Genomic DNA, 22334 nt, shown 5'->3' on the forward strand with positions numbered 1-22334 from the left:
CTTAACCGCCGTGCAATAACAATAGGAACCAGCCATGTCTGATATCCTGAAGAACGATGTGGACCCGATAGAAACGCTGGAGTGGCTTGCCTCTCTGGAATCCCTGCTGCGTGAAGAGGGTCCGCAACGCGCTCAGTTCATCCTTGAACAACTGGCCGAGAAAGCCCGCATCAGCGGTGTGGACGTGGCTGAAAAGGCGAATCGCGACTACATCAACACCATTCCTGCCAGCGACGAACCGGCTTACCCGGGCGACCTGGAGATGGAACGTCGCATCCGCGCCATCATCCGCTGGAATGCCATGATGATAGTGCTGCGTGCCTCCAAGAAAGACCTGGACCTCGGCGGTCACATGTCTTCCTTCGCCTCTTCCGCGACCATCTATGAAGTCTGCTACAACCACTTCTTCCGCGCTCGCAGCGAGAAGGACGGTGGCGATCTGGTCTACTTCCAGGGTCACATCTCCCCGGGCATCTACGCCCGTGCCTTCGCCGAAGGTCGTCTGACCGAAGAGCAGCTGGACAACTTCCGTCAGGAAGTGGATGGCAAGGGCATTCCTTCCTACCCGCACCCGAAACTGATGCCGGACTTCTGGCAGTTCCCGACCGTTTCCATGGGTCTGGGCCCCATCGCCGCCATCTATCAGGCTCGCTTCCTGAAGTACCTGACCGACCGTGGCATCAAGGATTGCTCCGAGCAGACCGTGTACGCCTTCCTGGGTGACGGCGAGATGGACGAGCCGGAAGCCAAGGGCGCCCTGACCGTTGCCGTGCGTGAAAAGCTCGACAACCTGGTGTTCGTGGTCAACTGCAACCTGCAGCGTCTGGACGGTCCTGTTGTCGGCAACGGCAAGGTCATCAACGAGCTGGAAGGCCTGTTCGCCGGCGCCGGCTGGGATGTCACCAAGGTCATCTGGGGTCGCAAGTGGGATGAGCTGCTGAAGAAAGACACTTCCGGCAAGCTGATCCAGCTGATGAACGAAACCGTGGATGGCGACTATCAGACCATGAAGTCCCGCGACGGCGCCTACGTCCGTGAGCAGTTCTTCAACCGTTACCCGGAAACCGCCGCCCTGGTCAAAGACATGACCGACGAGGAGATCTTCGCCCTGAACCGCGGTGGTCACGATCCTCGCAAACTGTTCGCCGCCTTCTCCAAGGCCGCAGCGACCAAGGGCAAGCCGACCGTCATCCTGGCCAAGACCATCAAGGGTTATGGCATGGGCGAAGCGGCCGAAGGCAAGAACATCGCTCACCAGGTCAAGAAGATGGATCTGGGCTCCGTGCGTCACCTGCGCGATCGTTTCAGCCTGCCGGTCACCGACGAGCAGCTGGAAAACCTGCCGTACCTGAAGATCGAAGAGGGTACCGAAGAGCACAAATACCTGCACGCCCGCCGTGCCGCGCTGAAGGGCTATGTCCCGACCCGTCTGCGCGAGAGCACCACCAAGCTGGAAATCCCGGCGCTGGATGCCTTCGGCCCGCTGCTGGGCGAGCAGGCGCGCGAGATCTCCACCACCATGGCGTTCGTGCGCTCCCTGAACGTGCTGCTGAAAGACAAGTCCATCGGCAAGCGCATCGTGCCGATCCTGGCCGACGAAGCCCGTACCTTCGGTATGGAAGGCCTGTTCCGTCAGATCGGCATCTACAGCCCGCACGGTCAGCAGTACACCCCGCAAGACCGCGACATCGTCTCCTACTACAAGGAAGACAAGCAGGGTCAGGTTCTGCAAGACGGCATCAACGAGCTGGGCGCCATGTCCTCCTGGCTGGCTGCTGCAACCTCTTACAGCACCAACGACTGCCCGATGATCCCGTTCTACATCTACTACTCCATGTTCGGCTTCCAGCGGATCGGCGACATGGCGTGGGCAGCCGGTGACCAGCAAGCCCGTGGCTTCCTGCTGGGCGCGACCTCCGGTCGTACCACCCTGAACGGTGAAGGTCTGCAGCACGAAGATGGCCACAGCCACATCCTGGCCGGCACCATCCCGAACTGCATCTCCTATGACCCGTCCTACGCCTATGAAGTGGCGGTGATCGTACAGGACGGCCTGCGTCGCATGTACGGCGAGAAGCCGGAGAACGTCTTCTACTACATCACCACCCTCAACGAGAACTATGCCATGCCGGCCATGCCGGAAGGCGCCGAGGAAGGCATCCGCAAGGGTATCTACAAGCTGGAATCCGTGGCCGGCACCAAGGCCAAGGTACAGCTGCTGGGTTGTGGCTCCATCCTGGGTCACGTCCGCACCGCCGCCCAGATCCTGGCGAGCGAGTACGGCGTGGGTTCCGACGTGTTCAGCGTGACCTCCTTCAACGAGCTGGCTCGTGACGGTCAGGACGCCGATCGCTGGAACATGCTGCACCCGACTGCGGCCGCCCGTGTGCCCTACATCACCTCCGTACTGGGTTCCGAAGCCACCATCGCCGCGACCGACTACATGAAGTCCTTCGCCGAGCAGGTGCGTGCCTTCGTGCCGACCGAGAACTACCGTGTACTGGGTACCGATGGTTATGGCCGTTCCGACAGCCGTGCCAACCTGCGTCGTCACTTCGAAGTGAACGAGTTCTACGTCGTTGTCGCCGCCCTGACCGAACTGGCCAAGCGTGGTGAAGTAGACAAGCAGGTTGTGGCCGACGCCATCGCCAAGTACGGCATCGATGCCGACAAGGTTAACCCGCTGTACGCGTAAGAGGATTGAGCGCCCTGTCCGGACTTGCGTGCCGGACAGGGCCTTGCCCAGGTTAATGCGACATAAGGGTAAGAGGACACACAGGGTCCGGACGGCAACAACGAGCCGGAACCTGCTCTTGCCAAGGTTAACGCGATAAACGTACGCGTAAGAGGATAAAGCACAATGTCCAAACAGATTATGGTGCCGGATATCGGTGCCGATGAAGTGGAAGTGACCGAGATCATGGTCGCCGTGGGTGACAAGGTCGAGCTCGACCAGTCCCTGATCGCCGTGGAAGGTGACAAGGCCTCCATGGAAGTCCCGGCTCCGGCCGCGGGTATCGTCAAAGAGATCCTGATCAAGGTGGGCGACAAGGTTGCCACCGGTTCCCAGATCATGATCTTCGAAGCGGAGGGCGCTGCTGCTGCCGCTCCGGCTCAGGCAGCCGCTCCGGTTGCCGCCGCACCGGCTGCCCCTGTTGCTGCCGCTGCCAAAGACGTGCACGTCCCTGACATAGGTGACGACGAAGTCGAAGTGACCGAGATCATGGTCGCCGTGGGCGACATGGTTGAAGCCGACCAGTCCATCATCGCCGTGGAAGGTGACAAGGCCTCCATGGAAGTGCCGGCGCCGTTCGCGGGCCGCGTGGTCGAGATCAAGGTTGCCGCCGGCGCCAAGGTCTCCACCGGTTCCCTGGTGATGGTATTCGAAGTGGCTGGCGCCGCGCCTGCTGCCGTTGCCGCGCCGGTTCAGGCTGCCGCTCCCGTGGCCGCTGCTCCGGCTGCTGCCGCTGCCAAAGAGGTCAACGTACCTGATATCGGCGGCGACGAAGTGGAAGTCACCGAGATCATGGTCGCCGTGGGTGACAAGGTCGAAGCCGACCAGTCCCTGATCGCCGTGGAAGGTGACAAGGCTTCCATGGAAGTCCCCGCGCCGTTCGCCGGTGTGGTCAAGGAGATCAAGGTGAAGGCGGGTGACAAGGTCTCCACCGGTTCCCTGATCATGGTGTTCGAAGTCGCTGGCGCTGCTCCTGCCGCCGCCCCGGTTGCGCAAGCTGCTGCCCCCGTTGCCGCCGCCCCTGCCGGTGCCCCGGTTGCTCAGGCTGCTGCCCCGGCTGCCGCTTCTTCCGACTTTGTGGCCAACGATGCCTATGTTCACGCCTCCCCGGCGGTTCGCCGTCTGGCCCGTGAATTCGGCGTCAACCTGGCCAAGGTGAAGGCCTCAGGTCGCAAGGGTCGCATCGTCAAAGAAGACGTGCAGGCTTACGTGAAGGATGCGGTCAAGCGTGCCGAGTCCGCCCCGGCTGCCGGTACCGGCACTGGCAACGGCATGAGCGTCGTGGCCTGGCCCAAGGTTGATTTCAGCAAGTTCGGCCCGGTCGAAGAGCTGGAACTGACCCGGATCCAGAAGATCTCCGGTCCTGCTCTGCACCGCAACTGGGCCATGATCCCCCATGTCACCCAGTTCGACGAAGCGGATACCACGGATCTGGAAGCGTTCCGCAAAGAGCAGAACATCCTGGCCGAGAAGCAGAAGCTGGACGTGAAGATCACCCCGCTGGTGTTCATCCTGAAGGCGGCCGCCAAGGCCCTGGAAGCGCACCCGCGCTTCTGCAGCGCCCTGTCCGAAGACGGCAGCAAGCTGATCATGAAGAAGTACATCCACATCGGTGTGGCGGTAGACACCCCGGGTGGCCTGGTTGTGCCGGTCGTTCGCGACGTCAACAAGAAGGGCATCCATGAGCTGTCCCGCGATCTGGCCGAGATCTCCAAGAAGGCTCGTGCCGGCAAGCTGACCGCTGCCGACATGCAGGGCGGTTGCTTCACCATCTCCAGCCTGGGTGGCATCGGCGGTACCAGCTTTACCCCGATCGTCAACGCGCCGGAAGTGGCCATCCTGGGCGTCTCCAAGTCCGAGATGAAGCCGAAGTGGAACGGCAAGGAGTTCGTGCCTCGCCTGATGCTGCCGCTGGCCCTGAGCTATGACCACCGCGTCATCGACGGCGCCGACGGGGCTCGCTTCATCACCACCCTGAGTGGCGTGCTGTCCGACATTCGTCGACTGGTTCTGTAAATGTAAATGAGAGGGCGAGCACAGAGCTCGCCCTTTTCACTTCTCATTTCATTAACAAAATTATAAACTTGCCCCGTTTTTTTCACGGCTGCAGCCGCCTTCTTTGGCATAAGACTGTGCTGTCCGGGGATATAGAACGACAAAGAGGTCATGATGAGTAAAGAGATCAAAACCCAGGTCGTAGTACTGGGTGCTGGCCCTGCCGGTTATTCCGCTGCTTTCCGCGCTGCCGATCTGGGTCTGGATACCGTTATCGTCGAGCGTTACTCCACCCTGGGTGGCGTCTGCCTGAACGTGGGCTGCATCCCCTCCAAGGCGCTGCTGCACGTTGCCAAAGTGATCGAAGAAGCCAAGGCGCTGGCCGAGCACGGCATCGTCTTCGGTGCCCCGCAGACCGACATCGACAAGGTGCGTCTGTGGAAAGAGAAGGTCATCAACCAGCTGACCGGCGGTCTGGCCGGCATGGCCAAGATGCGTAAAGTCCAGGTTGTGAACGGCTTCGGCAAGTTCACCGGCCCGAACACCCTCGAAGTGGAAGGTGCCGACGGCAAGACCACAGTGACCTTCGACAACGCCATCATCGCGGCCGGTTCCCGTCCGGTGAAGCTGCCCTTCATCCCCCACGATGACCCCCGCGTCTGGGATTCAACCGATGCGCTGGAACTGACCACAGTACCGGGCAAGCTGCTGGTTATCGGTGGCGGCATCATCGGTCTGGAGATGGGTACCGTTTACTCCTCCCTGGGCTCCGAGATCGACGTGGTGGAATTTGCCGATCAGCTGGTACCGGCTGCCGACAAAGACATCGTCAAGATCTACACCAAGCGCGTTGCCAAGAAATTCAACATCATGCTGGAGACCAAGGTCACCGCAGTTGAAGCCCGTGAAGACGGCCTGTACGTCTCCTACGAAGGCAAGCACGCCCCGGCCGAGCCGGTTCGCTACGACAACGTGCTGGTCGCGGTCGGTCGTGTGCCGAACGGCAAGCTGATGGACGCCGAGAAAGCCGGTGTTGCCGTCAACGAGCGCGGTTTCATCGAAGTGGACAAGCAGCTGCGTACCAACGTTCCGCACATCCACGCCATCGGTGACATCGTCGGTCAGCCGATGCTGGCTCACAAGGGTGTGCACGAAGGCCACGTGGCGGCCGAAGTCATCGCCGGCAAGAAGCACTACTTCGACCCGAAAGTGATCCCGTCCATCGCCTACACCGAGCCAGAGATGGCCTGGGTCGGTCTGACCGAGAAGGAAGCCAAGCAACAGGGCCTGAACTTCGAAGTCGCCACCTTCCCCTGGGCTGCTTCCGGCCGCGCCATCGCCTCCGATTGCGCCGACGGCATGACCAAGCTGATCTTCGACAAGGACAGCAACCGCGTCATCGGTGGTGCCATCGTCGGTACCAACGGTGGTGAGCTGCTGGGCGAGATCGGTCTGGCCATCGAGATGGGTGCCGACGCCGAAGATCTGGCGCTGACCATCCACGCTCACCCGACTCTGCACGAGTCCGTGGGTCTGGCTGCCGAAGTGTTCGAAGGCTCCATCACCGACCTGCCGAACGCCAAGGCCAAGAAGAAGAAGTAAGTCTCTTCTCTCCGCCAAGATGAAAAAGCCGCTCTCAGGAGCGGCTTTTTTGTGGCTGTTGCGCGGGGCTTTCCGGATCCGGTGGGGAAGGCCATGGCTCCATGACGCCTGCGGCCCGCTGCTTGTTTTCAGGGGATGGCCCAGGCAGGCGGCCTGCCGTTGAAGCCACAGGGGCGTTGCGACGCGCCCTGTGGCTGGCTTGAAGGGAAGGGGAGGGCTAGAGGCGGAAGTTGCCGACCAGCTTGTCGAGCTCGCCGGAGAGCTGCTGCAGACTGCGGCTGGACGCGGTCAGCTGGTGGGCGATGTCGGCCGTCTCTGTGGTGAGCTGGTTGATGTCCTCCACGTTGCGGTTGATCTCCCCCACCACGCTGGACTGCTCCTCGGTGGCGGTGGCGACCTGGATGTTCATGTCGCTGATCTGGGTGATGTGGGCGGTGATCTGGCCGAGCGCCCCGTTGGCGGCGTCCGCCCGGGTCACCACCTCCAGACTCTGGTTGCGGCCCTGGGCCATGGCGCTGACGGCGCGGGCGCTCTGCTCCTGGAGGCGGTTGATCATGCCCTGGATCTCGGCGGTGGAGGCGGCGGAGCGGCTGGCTAGGTTGCGCACCTCGTCGGCCACCACGGCGAAGCCACGGCCCTGTTCACCGGCGCGGGCGGCCTCGATGGCGGCGTTGAGTGCCAGCAGGTTGGTCTGCTCCGAGATGCTGCGGATGGTGTCGAGTATGCTGCCGATGGAGTCGGTCTGGCTCGCCAGGGACTCGATGACCCCGGCCACCTGCTCGATCTCCCCCGAGAGGCCGACGATGCCGTGGCGGGCCTGGGCTACCACCTGGGCACCCGCATCGGCCTGATCGTTGGCCTGTTTGGCTACGTCGGCGGCGAGAGACGCATTGCCGGCGATCTCGCTGACGGTGGCGCCCATCTCGTGGATGGCGGTGGCGACCTGGACGGTGCGATCCCGCTGTGCGGTACAGTTGTGCTGGGTCAGCTGGGCCTTGGCGGCCACCTCGTTGGCGGTGGCGGCGAGCTGGCGGGAGTTGCTCGCCACCTGCTCGATGGCACCGTGGATGCGGGCCACGAACTGATTGAAGCTGCTGGCTATCTCGGCCAACTCGTCCTTGCCGGTGAGGCTGGCACTGCTGTCGAGGGCAAGGTGGCGGGCGGCATCCCCGATGTGCAGTTGCAGGAAGGAGACCCGGCGGCGCAACCCGATCAGGATGAGGGTCGAGACCAGCAGCGAGATGGCGATGGCGATCACTATGATGGCGATCATCTGGTTGCGGCCACTGTCATAGCTGCTCTGGCTCAGCTCGTTGCGCTGCTGGGCCTGGCCGATGAGGCCGTCGAGCAGGGCGTTGGCCCCCTTGCGCATCTCCCCATAGGTCTGGCTGTAGCTATCGCGATAAATGGTGCGGGCCACCTCCATCTCATCCTTCTCCAGCGCCTGCAGCATGGGGATCAGCTCCTCACGCTCCATCTTCTCGAACTGGCCGAGCAGCCGCTCGGCCTCGGCCCGGGCGGCGGGATCGACCTGGGCCGTCACCGCCTGCTGCATGGCCTGACGCATCTCGGGAATATCTTCCTCGCGGGTCTCCTTGACCCGGGTCAGTACCCCCTTCTCGTCGCGCAGGGAGGTCTCCTGCAGCAGCATCATGTCGATGCCGACGCGCATGCGCGGGATGCGGGAGGCCACTTCCGCCATGGCCCGCATGGGGGTGGCGGTATTCTGGAACAGCTCATCGGCCTGTTGCTTGATGTTGCCCATGCTGCGCAGGCTGGCGGCGCCGACCAGCAACAGGGCGAGACAGGGCACGGTAACGGCCAGGATGAGTTGGGTTTTGATCGTGATCTTGCCTGCCAGCATGATGACTCCTTGGTGTGTTGCTATGTCGCTACTGTAGCGGCTTGTCATGACGGTTTGCCGTCATTCCCGGGCCGACACTCCCTGCCGACCCGGACGAAAAAGAGCGCCTAAGCGCTCTTTCATGTTACAGCCGGAAGTTGCCGACCAGCTTGTCGAGTTCGCCGGAGAGCTGCTGCAGACTGCGGCTGGACTCCGTCAGCTGATGGGCGATGTCGGCTGTCTCCATGGTGAGCTGGTTGATGTCCTCCACGTTGCGGTTGATCTCCCCCACCACGCTGGACTGCTCCTCGGTGGCGGTGGCGACCTGGATGTTCATGTCGCTGATCTGGGTGATGTGGGCGGTGATCTGGCCGAGCGCCCCGTTGGCGGCGTCCGCCTGGGTGACCACCTCCAGACTCTGGTTTCGCCCCTGGGCCATGGCGCTGACGGCGCGGGCGCTCTGCTCCTGGAGGCGGTTGATCATGCCCTGGATCTCGGCGGTGGAGGCGGCGGAGCGGCTGGCTAGGTTGCGCACCTCGTCGGCCACCACGGCGAAGCCACGGCCCTGTTCACCGGCGCGGGCTGCCTCGATGGCGGCGTTGAGTGCCAGCAGGTTGGTCTGCTCCGAGATGCTGCGGATGGTGTCGAGTATGCTGCCAATGGAGTCGGTCTGGCTGGCCAGGGATTCGATGACCCCGGCCACCTGCTCTATCTCCCCGGAGAGGCCGACGATGCCGTGGCGGGCCTGAGCCACCACGACCGCACCCGCATCGGCCTGATCGTTGGCCTGTTTGGCCACGTCGGCGGCGAGCGACGCATTGCCGGCGATCTCGCTGACGGTGGCCCCCATCTCGTGGATGGCGGTGGCGACCTGGACGGTGCGATCCCGCTGTGCGGTACAGTTGTGCTGGGTCAGCTGGGCCTTGGCGGCCACCTCGTTGGCGGTGGCGGCGAGCTGGCGGGAGTTGCTCGCCACCTGCTCGATGGAGCCGTGGATCTTGGCGACGAAGTTGTTGAAGCCGGTGGCGACCTGGCTCAGTTCATCCCGTCCTTCCACCTTGAGGCGCTGGGTCAGATCCCCGTCACCACTGCCCAGTTCCCGGAACAGGCGGGCCAGTTCGTTGAGGGGGCTACTGACGGAGCCCGCCAGCAGGACGCCGAGCAGCCCCATGCCGACGGCGATGAGCAGGCTCACCAGCACTATGTGCAGTCGCGCCTCGTCCAGCTCGGCATAGATCTCGGCTTCCGGCACCTGGGCCACCAGATACCAGTCGAGCAGGGGGATATAGCTGGTGGCGAGCACCACGGGCTGGCCATCGATTTCGGCGTGGGTGACGGCAAAGGGCTGCTTGGTCATCAGCGCGCCTGCGCCCGGGCCAGCCAGTTGACTCAGGCTGTCTCTGTCGATGCGGGCGGCATCCGGGTGCAGCTTCACCTTGCCGCTGCCATCCGTCATGAAGACGAAGCCGCTGTCGCCGATGCGGAAGTTGGCGAGCATGCTGACCATGCTGTCGAGGGACTTGGCGAGCCCGGCCAGGCCGCGCCCGTCGAGTTGCTGGAAGTTGACGAACAGCTTCACCTCGCCATTGCTCTCGCGAAAGATGCTGAGCATCAGGTCCTGGCCGCTCTTGGTGTAGTCGTAGAACCAGTTGTCCTGCTCGTGGTTCAGGATGCGCAGGAAGCCGTCCTGGTTGTAATAGGCGGCGCTCTGGCGATCGGCGAAGGAGGCGGTGACCAGGCCATACTGGCTCGTCATGTCCTTGAGCTGGTCGATGAGGATGGACTCCTGCTCCTTGGGCATGCCGCGGGCCACCCAGTCCAGCACGAAACGGTCATTAGCCAGCTGCCTGGCGGCGCTCGCGACCGAGGTGAGATCCTTCTCGATCTCCTTGCCGATGCGCTGGGTCAGGTTGGGCAGCTCCTGCTCGAACATGCGGGTCTCGATCAACTGCTGGGCCGAGCGCTGGCTGAAGTAGCCCACCAGCAGGCAGGAGAGAGCCACGGCGAGGATGACGGTGGCCAGAATTTTCTGTTTGAGTGTCAGGCTTGCGAACATAAGGGTGACTCGGGAGTGTGGGCCTAAGGTTGAGTACATATTAACGGCTGAGCTGGCGTGCTCTTGAGGTGGCGGCGGCGATTATTGCCGATTAACGTTTGCGCTCACATCAGGCCGGGACTGGATTGGCGCCGGTTATCCCTGGCTCTGGGGCCCCGGGGGTGATGACATCTCGCCAGCGGGGACGCTTGCAGTTAAAGTTCTGGAACTTATAGTTGGCAGCACTCATGTCGGCGGGCTGCTCGCTCGACTCGCACGGATCAATGGACACTCATATGCGCATCTTTCATCGGGGATGGACCCATCTGCTTATGCTTCTGCTGGCGACCCTGCCATTGGCGGGGATGGCCCTGGCCAGTGACACCGGGCCCAAGGCTCGGGTGCACGGCGGCGAAGGCAAGGCGGAGCGACCCAGGATAGCCCTGGTGCTGAGCGGCGGCGGCGCCAAGGGGGCGGCCCATATCGGGGTGCTCAAGGTGCTGGAAGAGAAGCGCATCCCGGTCGACATCGTCGTCGGCACCAGCATGGGCTCCTATGTGGCGGGCATGTACGCCATGGGGCTCAGTGCCGAGGAGGTGGAGCGGATGACCCTCGCCATCGACTGGAACAAGGGGTATCAGGACAAGGTCGGTCGTGACGAGCTCTCCCTGCGCAAGAAGCAGCAGAGCGAGAAGTACCAGCTGCGCACCGACATCGGGGTCAACGGGGACTCCACCCAGCTGCCGGATGGCTTCTTCCAGGGGCAATCCATGGCCAGCCTGCTGCGCCATGCCACCTCCAACCTGCCGGCGCAGAAGAGCTTCGACGATCTGCCCATTCCCTACCGCGCCGTGGCCACCGACATGGAGACGGTGACCCCCTTCGTGCTGGACAGTGGCAGCCTGGCCAAGGCGATGCAGGCCTCCATGTCCATTCCCGGCGCCCTCAAGCCCGTGGAGTGGGAGGGGCACATCCTGGCCGACGGCGGTACCGTCAACAACATGCCGGTGGACGTGGCCAAGGCCATGGGGGCCGACGTGGTGATCGCGGTGGACATAGGCGCCAAGCTGCGCACCAGGGAGTCGCTCAAATCCGGGTTGGCCATGATAGATCAGCTCACCACCTACATGACCCAGGTCGGCACCGAGAAGCAGAAGGCGCTGCTGGGGCCGAAGGACGTGCTGCTCAGCCCCGAGTTCGGTGACATGGGGATCGCCGACTTTGCCCGGATGCCGGAGGGGATCAAGCAGGGGGAGGCGGTGGCCGACCGCGCCGCTGCCCAGCTCGATGCCCTGTCGCTCTCCCCCGACGCTTACGCGGATTACCGCAACAAGAAGCTGAGCCGCCGCGCCGAGCGCAGCGGGCAGCCGGCCTACTACATCGACAAGGTGGAGATCCTCAACAAGTCGCGCCTCTCCGACGAGACGGTGCGGGCCATGCTCAAGGTGCGCCCGGACAAGGTGCAGACCTATGAGAGCCTGGAGGCCGGGATCCGCCGCCTCTACGCCCTGGAGTCGTTCGACCGCATCACCTACGAGGTGGAGGAGCGGGACGGCGAGAACGTGCTGGTGGTGGATGCCAGCGAGAAGAACTGGGGCCCGGGCTATCTCAACTTCCAGCTCGGCTTCTCCGATGACTTCGAGAGCAGCTCCAACTACAACGTCGGCATGTCCTATACCCTGACCAACGTCAACGACTGGGGCGCCGAGTGGCTGACCGAGGCGTCGCTCGGCACCGCCAAGCACCTCAAGACCGACTTCTACACACCGCTCGAGCCCTCCCAGACCTTCTATGGCGAGGCGAGCCTGGCCTATGACAAGACCCAGCGCCGGGTCTTCTTCCCGGAGGAGGATGTGAAATCGTCCGGGGTCCGTTATCTGGACTCCGAGTACAGCTTCACCAGCATGGATCTCGCCGTCGGCTGGAACCGCCAGCCCTGGAGCCGGTTGTCCCTGGGGCTGGAAGGCCAGGTGGGCAGCGTCGATGTCCAGAACCTGTCCGACGCGAGTGCGGATGCCACCGCCTGGGGCCCCTACATTCGCTTCGAACACGACACCCTCGACAGTCGCTACTTCCCCTATCAGGGTATCTACTGGGACATCAAGGGGGGCTACTCCCACATCAAGATAGAGCCGACCGGCGAGCCGACGGAGAACACCGAGGGGCTCAACTACCACCTGGCGATGATCAAGCCCTGGTCATGGGGACGACACAGCATCAACCTGATGCTGGAAGGGGGCGGATCCTCCTCTGAGGAAGAGGTGCCGCTGTTCGTGCAGGATCTCGGCGGTCTGTTCCGGCTCTCCGGCTTCCAGCACTACCAGCTGAGCGGCCGCTACAGCCTGTTCAGCGGTCTGCGCTACATCTATCGGGTGGCGGACAACGACTTCGGGGCCATCAAGGCACCCCTGTTCCTCGGGGGCTCCCTCGAGCAGGGCGGGGTCTGGGACAAGGGGGATGACATCAGCCTGGAATCCTCTTATACCGCCGGCTCCGTCTATGTGGGGGTGGAGAGCTTCCTCGGCCCCATCTTCCTCGGCTATGGCATGGCGGAGGGGGGACACGACATGTTCTATCTGCAATTGGGCACTACGTTCCAATAAGGGTAAAATGCTGACTTTTTGTTAACTTGTCTGTGCTGTGTGTCTTGTCAGTTTAAAAAAAACCTAACCGGCTTATATGGTTATGCTGGTTTGGTGAATAACTGCACAGGGTTTGGATTTTAATTACTCGTTAAAACTTATATAGTGGGGGGCACCCTACGGGTGTCCCGCAAGGACGATCGCCACGAGCTTGGGCGAACCCCAAAAAAAAGACCAAAGAGGAATTAGTCGTGCTTGAAACATACCGTAAACACGTCGCAGAACGTGCCGCCGAGGGCGTGGTTGCCAAACCTCTGGACGCAGAGCAGGTCGCCGCCCTGGTTGAACTGCTCAAGAACCCGCCCGCCGGTGAACATGATTTTCTGAAAGAACTGTTGTCCTCCCGTGTTCCCCCGGGTGTCGATGAAGCGGCCTATGTCAAAGCCGGCTTCCTCACCGCCGTCGCCAAGGGCGAGGCCCACTCTCCCATACTGACCGCCGCCGAAGCGGTCGAGCTGCTCGGCACCATGCAAGGTGGCTACAACATCCAGCCGCTGATCGATCTGCTGGACGACGCCTCCCTGGCGCCTCTTGCCGCCAAGGGCCTGTCCCACACCCTGCTGATGTTCGACTCCTTCCACGACGTGGAAGAGAAGGCGAAGGCGGGCAATGCCCACGCCCAGCAGGTGCTGCAATCCTGGGCCGATGCCGAGTGGTTCCTGAACCGCCCCGCCCTGGCCGAGAAGATCACCGTCACCGTGTTCAAGGTGACCGGCGAAACCAACACCGACGATCTGTCCCCGGCGCCGGATGCCTGGTCCCGTCCCGATATCCCGCTGCACGCCCTGGCCATGCTGAAGAACGCCCGTCCCGGCATCACTCCGGACAAGGACGGCGTCATCGGCCCCATCAAGACCATCGACGCCCTGAAAGAGCAAGGCTTCCCGCTGGCTTACGTGGGTGACGTGGTCGGTACCGGTTCCTCCCGCAAATCCGCCACCAACTCGGTGCTCTGGTTCATGGGGGACGACATTCCGTTCGTGCCGAACAAGCGCGCCGGCGGCGTCTGTCTGGGCGGCAAGATAGCCCCCATCTTCTTCAACACCATGGAAGATGCCGGCGCCCTGCCCATCGAGGTGGACGTCTCCAAGCTGGAAATGGGCGATGTGATCGACATCTACCCGTTTGCCGGCAAGATCTGCAAGCACGGTACCGATGAGGTGCTGGCGCAGTTTGAACTGAAGACCGAGGTGCTGATCGACGAAGTGCGCGCCGGTGGCCGCATCCCGCTGATCATCGGCCGCGGCCTGACCGACAAGGCCCGCGAGGCGCTGGGTCTGCCGTTCTCCACCGTGTTCCGTCGCCCGCAGCCGGTGGCCGACACCGGCAAGGGTTACACCCTGGCCCAGAAGATGGTGGGCAAGGCGTGCGGCGTGCAGGGCATTCGCCCGGGCACCTACTGCGAGCCGCGCATGACCACGGTCGGTTCCCAGGACACCACGGGCCCCATGACCCGCGACGAGCTCAAAGATCTCGCCTGCCTCGGCTTCTCCGCCGATCTGACCATGCAGTCCTTCTGCCACACCGCCGCCTATCCCAAGCCCATCGACGTGCAGACCCACCACACCCTGCCGGACTTCATCATGAACCGCGGCGGTGTCTCTCTGCGCCCGGGTGACGGCGTCATCCACTCCTGGCTGAACCGCATGCTGCTGCCGGATACAGTGGGTACAGGCGGTGACTCCCACACCCGTTTCCCCATCGGGATCTCCTTCCCGGCGGGCTCCGGCCTGGTGGCCTTCGCCGCCGCCACCGGCGTGATGCCGCTGGACATGCCGGAATCCGTGCTGGTGCGCTTCAAGGGCGAGCTGCAACCTGGCATCACCCTGCGTGATCTGGTCCATGCCATCCCCTACGCCGCCATCCAGAAGGGGCTGCTGACCGTCGAGAAAGCGGGCAAGAAGAACATCTTCTCCGGCCGCATCCTCGAGATCGAAGGTCTGCCGACCCTGAAGGTGGAGCAGGCGTTCGAGCTGGCGGACGCCAGCGCCGAGCGCTCCGCCGCCGGTTGCACCATCAAGCTGGATCAGGCCCCGATCATCGAGTACCTGAAGTCCAACATCGTCATGCTGAAATGGATGCTCTCCGAAGGCTACGGCGACGTGCGCACCATCACCCGCCGTATCAAGGGGATGGAAGAGTGGCTGGCCAATCCGGTGCTGATGGAAGCGGACAAGGATGCCGAGTACGCCGAAATCATCGAGATCGATCTGGCCACCATCAAGGAGCCGATCCTGTGTGCGCCGAACGATCCTGACGACGCCCGCCTGCTGAGCGAGGTGGCTGGCAGCCAGATCGACGAGGTGTTCATCGGTTCCTGCATGACCAACATCGGCCACTTCCGTGCCGCCGGCAAACTGCTCGAGAAGTACCAGGGCGAGCTGCCGACCCGCATGTGGATCGCCCCGCCCACCAAGATGGACAAGGATCAGCTGACCGAAGAGGGCTACTACGGCATCTTTGGTCGCGTCGGTGCCCGCATCGAGATCCCGGGTTGTTCCCTGTGCATGGGCAACCAGGCGCGCGTGGCGGAAGGGGCCTCCGTGGTTTCCACCTCCACCCGCAACTTCCCGAACCGTCTGGGCAAGGGCGCCAACGTCTACCTGGCCTCTGCCGAGCTGGCTGCGGTTGCCGCCATCATCGGCAAGATCCCGACAGTGGCGGAGTACCTGCAGTACGCCAAGACTCTGGATGCCACTGCGGCCGACACCTATCGCTACCTCAACTTCAACGAGATCGCCTCCTACACCAGGAAGGCCGATGCGGTGATTTTGCAACAGGCGGTCTAAGCCTGGCCGGTCTGACCACTGGAAATAACAATGCCGCGTCTCGACGCGGCATTTTCCATTGATGGGGGTTGCGCGATAATGGGCCGCCAATCTCCCGCCACTGCGTCGTCGATTCCTTTTACCAGCGCGCTGCGTTAGGTTGTCTGGCCTGAATGGTCCCATTGTCTTCTGTGTGAAATGGGCGTTATTTCACTGCGGTGCTTGCCAGGGCAAGCCTGCGAATTGCGGCGTGGTTTCTATGTTCCTGTTCCGGATTGATCTTGCCCGTACGCGATGGCGCCTCGGCTGTGCCTTGTTGGTCTTGACCCTGCCACTGCTGGCGGGGGGCTGGATGGTGCACAGCAGCTATGAGCAGGAGTTGAAGAGCGACGCCAGCGCCTCCGCCTACAAGGCGAGAACCTTGCTCGAGCGCATGCTGGATCAGGCCGAGCAGGCCAACCTGGAGGCATTGCCGCTGGTGAACCGGCCCTGTGCCGGCAACCTGCTGCAACTGCGCAAGAGAGTGGCCCTCGAGCCTTTCCTGCGTTCGGTCAATCTGGTGCGCGACGGGGTGATCAACTGCACCTCGCTGTTCGGGCCTGTCCATGAGGTGGATGACAGGTCGGTCTACACCCAGAACAAGTTGCTGCTGATGCGCGGCAACAAGGTGAGTCAGGATCATCCGCTGCTGGTGGTGCGCCATGATCGCGGGCGCGATGCGGTGCTGAGCGCCATCGACAGTACCCAGCTCAGCTTCATGCTCGCCATGAGCAGCGACACCAGCGAGCTCTATCTGCAGGTCGGGTCGGCCTGGATCGATGAGTCCGGCCATCATCAGAACCAGCCCCCCAGGCTGCACAGCAAGACCCGCCTTGCCCTCGCCTCCCACCGCTACCCCTTCGCCATCCAGGCGGGCTATGCCATGCCGCTCTACTGGCACTCCCTGTGGGAGGCCCGCCATCTTGCCCTGCTGTGGCTGGCCGGCACCTCTGTGCTGCTCGCGCTGCTGGTGTGGTGGGTGCTCGGTCGCCCTGGCTCCCCGACGGATGAGCTGAGGCGCGGGCTGCTGGCAGGGGAGTTCGTTCCCTACCTGCAGCCCCTGATGGCCAGCAAGGACGGCCGCATGGTGGGGGCCGAGGTGCTGATGCGCTGGCAGCACCCGAGCTCAGGCCTGATCCGCCCGGATCTCTTCATTCCCCAGGCGGAAGAGTCCGGACTGATAGTGCCCATGACCACCCACCTCATGAAGGTGGTGGCCCAGCGCCTGAAGCAGGTGCAGAGCCAGCTGCCCGAGGGGTTTCACATCAGCTTCAACATCAGCGCCGCCCATTGCCGGGATCTCTCCCTGCTGGTGGAGTGCCGTGCCTTCCTCGCCCACTTCCAGCGAGGGCGGGTGGCGCTGGTGCTGGAGCTGACCGAGCGGGAGCTGCTGGTGGCCAACCCCCATACCCTCTCCCTGTTCGCACAGCTGGACGAGATGGGGGTCAAGCTCGCCATCGATGACTTTGGCACCGGCCACTCCAGCCTGATCTATCTGCAACAGTTCCATGTGGACTTTCTCAAGATCGATCGCTCCTTCATCGGCCGCATCGGCACCGAGTCCCTCTCCGAGCACATAGTCGACAACGTCATCGATCTCGGTCGCAGGTTGGGCCTGGCCCTGGTCGCCGAAGGGGTCGAGACCGAGCATCAGGCCGCCTACCTCAGGGGCAAGGGGGTCCACTATCTGCAGGGATTCCTGTTCGCGCGGCCCCAGCCGCTGCGCCAGTTCTGTCAGGGATTGACGGCAGGGGAGGCGGGCAGCCAGCCGGTTGCCGCCCGCACCACCTCCGCCTGATCCCTCGGTGAGGCTGCTCGTTATTTGACCGGTTAGGCCAGGGTTCAGCTTGGGTTGCTAACATGGGCCCCCTTTAGAAGGGGACCCGCCATGCGTTTTTGCTCCGCGCCCGACACGGCCAGACCCAGGCCAAGACTGCTGATCACCATGCTGATGTTCGTGCTGCCCATGTTGCTCGGCAACTGGGCCATGCTCGTTCGCTATCGGGTCGATCTGCAGTGGGAGTCCCATCAGGCGGCGAGCCATACCCTGGCGCTGATGGAAACCATGCTGTCCCATGCCCAGGAGGCCAATCGCCAGGCCTTGCCATTTCTGGGCAAGCCCTGTGCCGATGCGCTGCCGACCCTCAGATCCCTGGTCGCCATGGTGCCCTTCGTGCGTTCGGTCAACCTGGGGGCGGGGAGCCGCATATATTGCACCTCCCAGTTTGGCCTGCGGGAGATCCCCTATGCCGCCGACGCATATAGCCAGGGTCGTCTGAGGCTGATGGAGGGGAACGAGGTGCGACGGCATCATCCCGTCCTCTCGGTGCGCACCGACACTGCCCAGGGGGCAGTGATGACCCTGATCGATGGGGATTACCTCAACTTCATGCTGAGCCTGAACCAGAGAGCCATGCCCCTGATGCTCAGGGTGGGGGAGTGCTGGCTCGACGAGGAAGGACATTTCTTTGCCGCCGAGCCTCCCCTGGTGAGCCAGGACCATGTGCGGCTCCAGGCTGCCGGCTATCCTCTCTCCATCTATGCGGGCTACTCCTCTGCGCCCACCCTGATGGGGCTGTGGCGCCATCATGGCTTCGGGCTCTGGCTGTTGTTTGCCTTCAGCACCTGCTTCGCCGCCATCATGTGGTGGCTGCTGGGTCGCCCCCGCTCCCCGATCAGCGAGCTGGCCCGGGCCCTGCGGGCCAAAGAGTTCGTCCCCTACCTGCAACCCCTGGTGGAGAGCGGCAGCGAACGCATCATGGGGGTCGAGGTGCTGATGCGCTGGCAGCATCCTGACGTGGGCCTGATCCGGCCGGATCTCTTCATTCCCCAGGCGGAGGCCAGCGGCCTGATCGTGCCCATGACCAGCCTCGTCATGGGGGCGGTGGCTGAGCGACTGGCCGCCGAGCAGGCGGGGTTGTCCGATGGCTTCCATGTCGGCTTCAACATCAGCGCGGCCCATTGCCGCGACGACAGCCTGCTGGAGGATTGTCGCAGCTTCCTCGCCCGCTTCGCACCGGGCAAGGTGATCCTGGTGCTGGAGCTGACCGAGCGGGAGCTCCTGGTGGCGGATCCCCATACCCTCTCGCTGTTCCAGGCACTGGACGAGATGGGGGTCAAGCTGGCCATGGATGATTTCGGCACCGGCCACTCCAGCCTGGTCTATCTGCAGCAGTTCCATGTGGACTACCTCAAGATCGACCAGTCCTTCATCGCGCGCATAGGGACCGAGTCCCTCTCCGAGCACATAGTCGACAACGTGATCGATCTGGGCCATCGCCTCGGCCTGACGCTGGTGGCCGAAGGGGTCGAGACCCGCGAGCAGGCGGAGTATCTCAAGGGCAAGGTGACCTATCTGCAGGGCTACCTGTTCGGTCGCCCCGCGCCCATCCAGCAATTCTGCGACGAGTGGCTGGCTGAGGGGCAAAATGCCGACCCTGTCATGGAGTTGGCCGGAGTGACCTGAGTCGGTTCTCTCAGTGCGCCAGGCTGTGCAACCAGTTAGCCAGCGTCTCGTGGGGGCTGCCGGGTTCGGGTCTGGCGGGGGCGAGCAGGTGGTAGCCGGTGCCATCCGGGACGAAGCCGAGCGGGGCCGTCAGCAGTCCGGCCTCCAGGTCGTCACACACCAGCCGGTAGGGGCCGATGGCGACGCCAAGGCCCGCCACCGCCGCCTGCAGGCTGAAGTAGAAGTGCTCGAAGCGCAGGCTGGGCGCCTCGTCATTCAGGCTATGCCCTGCATTCTCCAGCCAGCCAGCCTGGCCAGGCATCCGGGCGCGTCTTGGTGTGCAGGCGGGGGGCCGAGGGATGCAGGGCGGGCTCTTCCCCTCGCGGCTCGAAAAACTGCTCCATCTTGCCCGGTTGGCAGACAGGCCCAGTCAGCTCCTCGAACAGCAGCTGGCTGTGCAGATCCTCGGGCCAGTGGAAGTCATTGCGGCGGATGGCGAGATCGATGCCGCTGCCAAAGCTGAGGGCGCCGCCCCCCGCCATCAGATGGACGTCCAGCTCGGGGTGCAGAGCCTGAAATGCGGGCCAGCGCGGGATCAGCCAGCGCATCAGCAGGGTGGGCTCGCAGGAGAGCACCAGCGACTGGGGGCGGCTCTGCTGGCGCAGCGCCTGGGCCGTCTCCCGGATCTGGCCCAGCCCCTCCCTGACCGCCTGATAGAGCCGGTCGCCCGCCTCGGTCAGGAAGACCCGGCGCTGGCGCCGCTCGAACAGCCTGACGCCCAGATCTTCCTCCAGCAGGCGCACCGCCCGGCTGATGGCGCCATGGGTGAGGTGCAGCTCGTCGGCGGCGCGGCCAAAGTGCTCGGTGCGGGCCGCCACCTCGAAGCAGCGCAGGGCCGTCAGGGAGGGGAGCGAGAGGGTTTTCTGTGAATTTTTCTCACCGTTCATGTCAGAAGTTATCGTTCGTCATTGGGATAATTGCCAAATAAAATAGCCGATATCCCATGTGATCAGGACTATTTTCATGACCGAACTGTTAGCAGTAGTAGCCATTACCTTCTTTGCCGTCATCAGCCCGGGCCCCGATTTTGCCATGGTGTCGCGCAACAGCCTGCTGCTCTCCCGTCGCACCGGCGTGCTGACGGCGCTCGGCATCGCGGCCGGGGTCTGTGTCCACGTGAGCTACACCCTGCTGGGGGTGGGCCTGCTGATCCAGCAGTCCCTCTGGCTGTTCAATCTCATCAAGCTGGCGGGGGCTGCCTACCTCATCTTCCTCGGCATCAAGATGCTGCGGACCCAGCCCGCGACCGGTGAAGAGCTGGCCAGTCAGCCTGCCCTCTCCAGCCTGGGGGCGCTGCGCACCGGCTTTCTGACCAATGTGCTCAACCCCAAGACCACCATCTTCATCGTCAGCCTCTTCATGCAGGTGGTGCAGCCGCAGACGCCGCTGGCGGTCCAGCTCGGCTACGGCGCCTTCATAGTGCTGGCCCACGCCCTCTGGTTCAGCGCGGTGGCGCTCTTCTTCTCCAGCGCCTCGGTTCGGGCTCGTCTGCTGGCGGTGCGCCACTGGATCGATCGGATCTTTGGCGGTCTGCTGGTGGGATTCGGCATGCTGCTGGCACTGACCCAGCCCTCGCGCTGAGGGGAAGGGGGCTGGCCCCCTTATCCACCCTCGACTGTAGGGGCTTGTTTTTCATGCCTTGGCGCTAGCTTTTCGGTAGAATTGCCGCTCATTTAGAAGTCAGATGAGGCGCGGTATGACGGTCAGGTTCCAGGCATTTCACAGCATCAAGGCGATTGGCAATCGGGAGGTGCTGTTCAACTGGTCCAGGACCAATCCCCTCGGCGCCCTGGATCAGGTGTGGCGCCCGAAGAGCCGTGACGAGCTGCAGCAACTGCTGCGGGAGTACCCGGATCGCAAGCTGCGGCTCATCGGCTCCGGTCTCTCCTTCGAACCCATCCACAGCGTCTATGCCGAGGGCAGTCAGGCGCTGCTGGTGGATTTGCATCATCTGCGCGGCCGCCTGGCCCAGAGCGCCGATACCGTCACCTACCAGGCGGGCACGCCCCTCGATACCGTCTATGGGGAGCTCATCGCCATGGATCGCATGCTGCCCGCGTCCCCCGGCGTCATCGGCATCCAGACCCTGGGGGGCGCGCTCAGCACCGGCACCCACGGCCAGGGGCTGCACCAGTCCTCCCTGTGCGATGCGGTGGAGGCCCTGACGGTGATGCTGGCCAACGGGGAGATCATTGGCGTGGATCGTGCCGATCCGCGCTTCGGTGCCTTCGTGATGGGCATGGGCATGCTCGGCGTTCTGCTCGACGTGCGCCTTCGCACTGTGCCGAACCGCATCATGCGTTGCACCAAGTTCACCACCGACTACCCTTTCCTGCTGGAACACAACGAGCGGCTCAACCGTGAGCACGGCTTCGTGAAGAGCTGGTGGTTCGCCTGGACCGGCGAGAGCCACATCTGGCTGGTGGATCCCGCCTCCGAGGAGGAGGTGGCCCGCTACCGCGCCGCGGGCAGCGAGCCGCTGCTGCTGGAGGGGGACGTCGACAGCGCCCTGACAGCCGCACTCAATGACACCATAGATGCCACCCTGCAGAAGATGGCGCGGGACACCAAGGACGAGGCGCGGACGGGCGAGCACTTCGAGACGGTGCGCCGCTTCAAGGATGCCTCTGACCTGGTGGGCAACGTCTACCAGATCCTCTGCAAGGGGATACCGGCGCCCCAGATCAACTGCGAGGTGGCGGTGCCCCTCGAGCGCATGCAGGAGGCACTGGAGATCCTGCAGCACTGGCAGGAGCGCAACCCGGGGGCGCTGCACTACCCCTTTATCCTGCGCTGCACCGGCCCCTCAGAGGCCTGGCTCAGTGCCGCCTATGGCAAGTCGGTGTGCTGGATCGGGTTCCTGGTCTATCTGGCGGCGGACGGCACCTTCGTGGGGGGCTCCATGGAGCAGATGCGCGAGCTGCAGCAACTGCTGGTGCCCCTCGGCGGCACACCGCATTTTGGCAAGCACCTGGCGATGGATCTCTACGACTTCCCGGCCCTGCTGCCGCGCTGGCACGACTTCCTGGCCTTGAAGCGCGAGCTCGACCCCCATGGCCGCTTCGAGAACCGCTGGCTCGGCGAGCTGTTCGCCAACCGCTGAGGCCGGCCTCTTGGATAGGGGCGATATTTTTTGCTCCCTTCTCCCCGGGTGGGAGAAGGGTTGGGGAT

11 protein-coding genes and 1 pseudogene are annotated in these 22334 nt (G+C 63.5%); 9 read left to right on the forward strand and 3 right to left on the reverse strand.

Annotated features, from left to right (window positions below):
• Positions 1 to 34: 34 nt before the first annotated feature.
• The 3 genes from aceE (at position 35) to lpdA (ending at position 6331) form a co-directional block, all read left to right on the forward strand.
• A complete protein-coding gene (gene aceE, locus AC1IN8_RS12480) occupies positions 35 to 2695 on the forward strand; it encodes a pyruvate dehydrogenase (acetyl-transferring), homodimeric type (protein WP_139439018.1) in 2661 nt (886 codons plus the stop codon).
• Between the two features lie 165 nt (positions 2696 to 2860).
• A complete protein-coding gene (gene aceF / locus AC1IN8_RS12485) occupies positions 2861 to 4750 on the forward strand; it encodes a pyruvate dehydrogenase complex dihydrolipoyllysine-residue acetyltransferase (protein WP_479758959.1) in 1890 nt (629 codons plus the stop codon).
• Between the two features lie 153 nt (positions 4751 to 4903).
• The gene (gene lpdA, locus AC1IN8_RS12490) at positions 4904 to 6331 is read left to right on the forward strand and encodes a dihydrolipoyl dehydrogenase (RefSeq protein ID WP_025328438.1); all 1428 of its coding nucleotides are present in this window, start codon (positions 4904 to 4906) and stop codon (positions 6329 to 6331) included.
• Between the two features lie 217 nt (positions 6332 to 6548).
• Here the strand turns inward: lpdA and AC1IN8_RS12495 are convergent, their stop codons facing one another.
• Both AC1IN8_RS12495 and AC1IN8_RS12500 read right to left on the reverse strand, forming a co-directional pair.
• Complete coding sequence (locus tag AC1IN8_RS12495; protein WP_265435660.1) at positions 6549 to 8195, reverse strand: methyl-accepting chemotaxis protein; 1647 nt, start codon at positions 8193 to 8195, stop codon at positions 6549 to 6551.
• Between the two features lie 124 nt (positions 8196 to 8319).
• Entirely contained in the window at positions 8320 to 10230 is a 1911-nt protein-coding gene (locus AC1IN8_RS12500) for a methyl-accepting chemotaxis protein (protein ID WP_479758960.1), read from the reverse strand.
• A 275-nt stretch (positions 10231 to 10505) separates the two neighbouring features.
• Here AC1IN8_RS12500 and AC1IN8_RS12505 point away from each other — a divergent pair, with 275 nt between their 5' ends.
• From AC1IN8_RS12505 to AC1IN8_RS12520, 4 genes are all read left to right on the forward strand, one after another.
• A complete protein-coding gene (locus tag AC1IN8_RS12505; protein WP_247625423.1) occupies positions 10506 to 12812 on the forward strand; it encodes a patatin-like phospholipase family protein in 2307 nt (768 codons plus the stop codon).
• Between the two features lie 230 nt (positions 12813 to 13042).
• Positions 13043 to 15640: a bifunctional aconitate hydratase 2/2-methylisocitrate dehydratase gene (gene acnB / locus AC1IN8_RS12510; protein WP_427230100.1), complete on the forward strand. Its 2598-nt coding sequence runs from the start codon at positions 13043 to 13045 to the stop codon at positions 15638 to 15640.
• 238 nt (positions 15641 to 15878) lie between these two features.
• Positions 15879 to 17456 (forward strand): EAL domain-containing protein, encoded by a 1578-nt coding sequence (locus AC1IN8_RS12515; RefSeq protein ID WP_139439048.1) that lies wholly within the window; start codon positions 15879 to 15881, stop codon positions 17454 to 17456.
• Positions 17457 to 17546: 90 nt separating this feature from the next.
• Positions 17547 to 19124: an EAL domain-containing protein gene (locus AC1IN8_RS12520; protein ID WP_479758961.1), complete on the forward strand. Its 1578-nt coding sequence runs from the start codon at positions 17547 to 17549 to the stop codon at positions 19122 to 19124.
• Positions 19125 to 19134: 10 nt separating this feature from the next.
• On the opposite strand, the pseudogene AC1IN8_RS12525 reads toward AC1IN8_RS12520, so the two are convergent.
• A pseudogene (locus AC1IN8_RS12525) lies at positions 19135 to 20050 on the reverse strand (LysR family transcriptional regulator).
• Between the two features lie 76 nt (positions 20051 to 20126).
• Here AC1IN8_RS12525 and AC1IN8_RS12530 point away from each other — a divergent pair.
• Together AC1IN8_RS12530 and AC1IN8_RS12535 are read left to right on the forward strand one after the other, a co-directional pair.
• Positions 20127 to 20744 carry a LysE family transporter gene (locus AC1IN8_RS12530; RefSeq protein ID WP_139439035.1) on the forward strand — a complete coding sequence of 206 codons (618 nt, stop codon included), beginning with the start codon at positions 20127 to 20129 and terminating at the stop codon, positions 20742 to 20744.
• 115 nt (positions 20745 to 20859) lie between these two features.
• A complete protein-coding gene (locus AC1IN8_RS12535) occupies positions 20860 to 22266 on the forward strand; it encodes a D-arabinono-1,4-lactone oxidase (protein WP_479758962.1) in 1407 nt (468 codons plus the stop codon).
• Positions 22267 to 22334 lie beyond the last annotated feature (68 nt).

Source organism: Aeromonas sp. 130281 (assembly GCF_056642115.1).

Coding starts and splice junctions, on each gene's coding strand:
- aceE (WP_139439018.1), top strand. CDS start 35: ATGTCTGATATCCTGAAGAACGATGTGGACCCGATAGAAACGCTGGAG.
- aceF (WP_479758959.1), top strand. CDS start 2,861: ATGTCCAAACAGATTATGGTGCCGGATATCGGTGCCGATGAAGTGGAA.
- lpdA (WP_025328438.1), top strand. CDS start 4,904: ATGAGTAAAGAGATCAAAACCCAGGTCGTAGTACTGGGTGCTGGCCCT.
- AC1IN8_RS12495 (WP_265435660.1), bottom strand. CDS start 8,195: ATGCTGGCAGGCAAGATCACGATCAAAACCCAACTCATCCTGGCCGTT.
- AC1IN8_RS12500 (WP_479758960.1), bottom strand. CDS start 10,230: ATGTTCGCAAGCCTGACACTCAAACAGAAAATTCTGGCCACCGTCATC.
- AC1IN8_RS12505 (WP_247625423.1), top strand. CDS start 10,506: ATGCGCATCTTTCATCGGGGATGGACCCATCTGCTTATGCTTCTGCTG.
- AC1IN8_RS12515 (WP_139439048.1), top strand. CDS start 15,879: ATGTTCCTGTTCCGGATTGATCTTGCCCGTACGCGATGGCGCCTCGGC.
- AC1IN8_RS12520 (WP_479758961.1), top strand. CDS start 17,547: ATGCGTTTTTGCTCCGCGCCCGACACGGCCAGACCCAGGCCAAGACTG.
- AC1IN8_RS12530 (WP_139439035.1), top strand. CDS start 20,127: ATGACCGAACTGTTAGCAGTAGTAGCCATTACCTTCTTTGCCGTCATC.
- AC1IN8_RS12535 (WP_479758962.1), top strand. CDS start 20,860: ATGACGGTCAGGTTCCAGGCATTTCACAGCATCAAGGCGATTGGCAAT.